The 4,690-nt window shown below is 61.3% G+C and carries 5 protein-coding genes; 3 read left to right on the forward strand and 2 right to left on the reverse strand.

All coding sequences use genetic code 11. The features are described from left to right. The first annotated feature begins 314 nt into the window (after window positions 1-314). The 3 genes from xerD (at window position 315) to BQ17_RS09765 (ending at window position 2,898) form a co-directional block, all read left to right on the forward strand. Window positions 315-1,217: a site-specific tyrosine recombinase XerD gene (gene xerD / locus BQ17_RS09755; RefSeq protein WP_089726582.1), complete on the forward strand. Its 903-nt coding sequence runs from the start codon at window positions 315-317 to the stop codon at window positions 1,215-1,217. A 121-nt stretch (window positions 1,218-1,338) separates the two neighbouring features. Continuing rightward, the gene (locus BQ17_RS09760; protein WP_089726585.1) at window positions 1,339-2,064 is read left to right on the forward strand and encodes a DsbC family protein; all 726 of its coding nucleotides are present in this window, start codon (window positions 1,339-1,341) and stop codon (window positions 2,062-2,064) included. A gap of 276 nt (window positions 2,065-2,340) precedes the next feature. Beyond that, window positions 2,341-2,898, forward strand: a complete 558-nt coding sequence (locus BQ17_RS09765; protein ID WP_089726587.1) for a Uma2 family endonuclease — start codon at window positions 2,341-2,343, stop codon at window positions 2,896-2,898. A gap of 289 nt (window positions 2,899-3,187) precedes the next feature. On the opposite strand, the gene BQ17_RS09770 is transcribed toward BQ17_RS09765, so the two are convergent. After that, a complete protein-coding gene (locus BQ17_RS09770; protein ID WP_089726589.1) occupies window positions 3,188-3,526 on the reverse strand; it encodes a hypothetical protein in 339 nt (112 codons plus the stop codon). Between the two features lie 40 nt (window positions 3,527-3,566). Beyond that, on the reverse strand, window positions 3,567-4,577 hold the full coding sequence (galE, locus tag BQ17_RS09775; protein WP_089726591.1) for a UDP-glucose 4-epimerase GalE: 1,011 nt from the start codon (window positions 4,575-4,577) through the stop codon (window positions 3,567-3,569). Between the last annotated feature and the right edge of the window lie 113 nt (window positions 4,578-4,690).

Genomic DNA, 4,690 nt, shown 5'->3' on the forward strand with positions numbered 1-4,690 from the left:
GCCGTCTTTCAGACGGCTTACGCACCCAATGACCAGCTGTCGGCAACGGTCAGAGCAGACGCCTTGTGGGCCGCACCCGATAACGCCGGGCAGCCGGCAGGTTTAGTTCCCGTGTATACGAATGGTGGACACCGGCCCGATGCTCTCCGCGGCGCAGAGCAACCAGGTTCCCACGCAGCGCGTGGGAACGAGAAAGACCGCGTCGGGCGTCACCTTTTACGACACTCTCCCCAGGGGGCGAGGGAGCGAACCTGGCATTACTGTCGATTTTCTCAGTAGCCCCCCGAGTGGATTCCTTCGTATCAACCCCTCTCATGATCGAAGATGCCGAGCAGGATCTCATCGAGCGTTTTGCCGATGCCTTGTGGATGGAGCGGGGCTTAAGCGCGAACACCCTCGCTGCCTACCAGTCCGATCTGCGGGCCTTCGCCGGCTGGCTTTCCAAGGAGCGGGGCAGGGGCCTGGCGCAAGCGCAGCGCAGCGATCTGCTGGACTATCTGACCCTGCTCTCCCGCCAGGGCCGTAGGCCTCGCTCCTCCGCCCGGCTGCTTTCCTGTCTGCGCCAGTTCTACCAGCACCTGTTGCGTCAAGGCACGATTCAAGGGGATCCCAGCGCCCGGGTGGAGGCCCCGAAGCTTGGTCGACCACTGCCCAAATCCCTCACCGAGGCCGAAGTAGAGGCCCTTTTGGGGGCGCCGGATACGGACGCTCCCCGGGGGCACCGCGACCGTACCATGTTGGAGCTCCTGTACGCCACCGGGTTGCGGGTATCGGAGCTGGTGGGGTTGACGCTCCAGCAGGTAAGTTTGGTCCAGGGCGTCGTGCGGGTGACGGGGAAGGGGGGCAAGGAACGCCTGGTGCCCCTGGGTGAGGAGGCGGTATCCTGGCTGCAGGATTACCTCCAGGGACCGCGCCGGGACCTGGTGGGGGGGCGCCGGTGCGATTTTCTCTTTCCCACCCACCGCAGCGACTGCATGACGCGCCAGGCCTTCTGGCAGCTCATCAAGCGCTACGCCGTGGCGGCAGGTATCAGCAAGCCCCTGTCGCCGCACACCCTCCGCCACGCCTTTGCGACCCATCTGCTCAATCACGGGGCCGACCTGCGGGTAGTACAGATGCTGTTGGGCCACAGCGACCTCTCCACCACCCAGATCTACACCCATGTGGCACGCGAGAGGCTCAAGCAGCTCCACGCCCGCCATCATCCGCGGGCCTGAACGATGCCGATTTTAGCGGTGGAACTAAATGCCTGCTTAGGCTACCGTACGGGACTTCATCGAATGGCAGGTTTTTTCGGCCGCGGCCGGTCGAGCGAATTTTCAGCTGGGGACTTGAACTATGTGGAATCATCGAATCGCTTTCTTCGCCGGTGTGATCTTGACCCTGGCGGCCTCGCCCTTACTCGCCGATGCCGATGCCAAGATCAAGGCGCGGCTCGGAAAGGTGCTGTCACCCGGGTATGAGATCGGCGGTATCAAGGAGACACCGATCAAGGGACTCTTCGAGGTCGTCGTGGGTGCGGATGTGATCTATGTGAGCGGCGACGGCAAGTACATGGTAGACGGACGTTTGATCGATTTGGCGAGTCAGAAGGACTTGACCGAGCCGCGCCGAGCTATGATCCGTAAGCAGGCCGTCGATCAGGTCGGCGAGGACCGGATGGTGATCTTCGCCCCCGATGAATACGAGCATACGATAACCGTGTTCACCGACATCGATTGCGGCTATTGCCGCAAGCTCCACCGCGAGATTGCGGACTATGGTGCCGAAGGCATCCGGGTCCGTTACCTCTTCTTTCCGCGGGCGGGCGTCGATAGCGATTCCTTCAAGAAGTCGGTCTCGGTCTGGTGTGCGGACGATCGCCGCCAGGCCATGACCGACGCCAAAGCGGGCAAGCCCGTGGAAACCAAAAGCTGCGAGAATCCGGTCCAGGATCACCTGGAGTTGGGTAAGCAGGTTGGGGTCTCCGGGACGCCGGCCATTCTGCTCGAGAGTGGTGACATGGTGCGAGGGTATGTTCCGGCCAAACGTCTGGCAGCCATGCTGAATGCAAAGGAAGGTTAGAGGCTGTCTAAAAAAGGACCGTAGGCCGTAGGCTGGGTTGCGGCCAGGGACGGCCAAAACCCAGCAATAACCTTGCCACACGGCACAATCTGCGCATTTCACTCCCTCTCCCGCCGGGAGAGAGGGCCGGGGAGAGGGGATCAAATAAAAAAACGGGGCCTGGTTAATGAACCGCTCTCGGCTAACCATTTGAAAATTTACCACTACCGGGGGAAGATTTCCTCCCGGCAAGCATTGCACTGGCCGGCAGCAATCGGAGCCGTCGTAGGGGCACAAATGATCGAGATGCTCGAACGTCCGGCCGTAAGGCATCGGGTCCTGCCCTTTTCGGTCGAGCGCTATCACAGGCTGCGGGACTCGGGGGTCGTGCCCGTCAGGACGGAGCTGCTGAATGGGGTAATCGTCGAGAAGATGACGAAATCCCCCCGGCACACCCTCCTTGCCCATCGCCTGCTCGACCGCCTTGCGGTTGACCTGCCGCCGGGCTATCAATTGCGAAAAGAAGACCCGCTGACCCTCGCGACCTCGGAGCCCGAGCCCGACCTCGCAATCGTGCTTGGGGATATGGAGACCTACCGCGACTGCCATCCGACAAGGGCCGAGCTGACCGTGGAGATCGCAGTGAGCAATGTCGAAGTAGATCGGGCAAAGGCGGACCTCTATGCAGGAGCCGGCGTATCCGTCTACTGGCTGGTACTCGCCGACGCGCGAGCCGTAGAGGTCTATACTCAGCCCAGGACAAACGGCTATCAAAGCATGGAGACGAGACGACTTGGACAGACCCTGGAAACCTGGTATGGAACCCGCATCCCGCTCGCTACCTTGTTTGCCTGAGCCTATCAGTCTTGTCCGATCTGGATCTGTTCAGCGTTATTTGGTGTTGCCCGCGAAGGCGTCGTGTTGCGTTACGCCGCGTTTGACACCAAGCCTTCCGAGGCGTTTCCCCGCGCGGCTAACGCAACCTACGCGCAACGCGAGGTCTGCGTGTACAGGCTGCGCGGGGGTAATGTGGGTGTAGGTTGCGTTAAGACGCTGGCACCGGCGTTACAGGAGATCAGCGAGCCTTGGTGCGTCGAACGCAACACGTCCGTCTCCCAAACAACGCCAAACAATTCAGAATTGCTCAGGACCCATCCTCCAGCGCAATGACACACCCTTGCGCCAACCGGTAGCTAGCGGTCTTGCCGGGTTCGAGCCGCACCCGCGTCGAGCAGTTGTAGACGCCGAGCTCATACCCGAACCTGTGATCCCCCGGGGGAAGCTCGAAGCGGCGCGCTTCCTCGGGTTGCAGCTGGAAAACCGGGTGCCCGTCGATGATGAACAGCATCGGGAACAGACTGTCGCGCGGTGACGGTTCCCGGTAGACGATAACCTGTACCGGCGGTCCCTTGGATTCGGTGTCCCTAGGCGTGGCGCACCCGGCCAGAATCAAAACCAGGAGTATGCCCGCAATTGTCTTCATCAGGTGTAATCCCTGGAAAACCAGACACATCGCCCGTGAATTATTCGTAACCGTCGGGGTTTTGGGACTGCCAGCGCCAGGTATCCTGCACCATCTCTTCGACTCCCAAGTCTGCGGTCCAATCCAGCTCCGCGCTCGCCAATCCGGGATCGGCATAGCAGATGGCGATATCCCCGGGGCGACGCCCGACGATATCGAAAGGTACCGAGCGGCCGCTGGCTCGCTCGAAGGCACGCACCATCTCCAACACACTGTAGCCGCGGCCGGTCCCCAGATTGTAGATGACGACGCCTGGGCCCGTAGATAGCCTCTCCAGGGCCTTGAGATGGCCCTTGGCCAGATCCGTCACATGGATATAGTCCCGGATGCCGGTGCCATCCGGGGTGTCGTAATCGTCCCCGAACACCCGCAATCGGGATCGCTTACCGACCGCTACCTGGGCGATGAACGGCATCAGGTTGTTGGGAATGCCGTTGGGGTCCTCACCGATGCGCCCGCTGCGGTGGGCGCCCACCGGGTTGAAATAGCGCAGCAATGCGATGTTCCAGGTGCCGTCCGACCGATACAGGTCGTGCAGGATCTCTTCGATAAAAAGCTTGGAACGACCGTAGGGGTTGGTCGGGCAAGTAGGGAAATCCTCCCGAATCGGCACCGAGGCGGGATCGCCGTAGACGGTGGCCGACGAGCTGAACACGAGCTTTCTGACCCCGGCCTCGGCCATGGCCTTACACAGGGCCAAGGTACCGCCAACATTGTTCTCGTAGTATTCCAGTGGGATCTGCGTGGATTCACCGACCGCCTTGCGTCCGGCAAAGTGGACCACGGCATCGAACCCCCGATCCCGGAACAGGGTATCGAGGGCCATGCGGTCACGCAGGTCGGCACGCACGAAGTCGGGCTCGCGGCCCGTGATCTCGGATACCCGACGCAAGGCTGCTTGCTTGCTGTTGCTGAGGTTGTCGATGACCGTTACCTGGTAACCGGCCTCCAACAATTCCACACAGGTATGGCTCCCGATGTAACCCGCCCCACCGGTCACCAAGATATGCATGCGTCCTCCTACCACGGAAAAACTCAATGGCTCTTTATGGATTCCGGGCTGCTTTGGAGTGCGCCGGCAAAGCGGCGCGACCGAATCGAACCTCAACGACGGGGGATACCAAC

This window comes from Candidatus Thiosymbion oneisti (genome assembly GCF_900092655.1).
Taxonomy (GTDB): Bacteria; Pseudomonadota; Gammaproteobacteria; order Chromatiales; family Chromatiaceae; genus Thiosymbion; species Thiosymbion oneisti.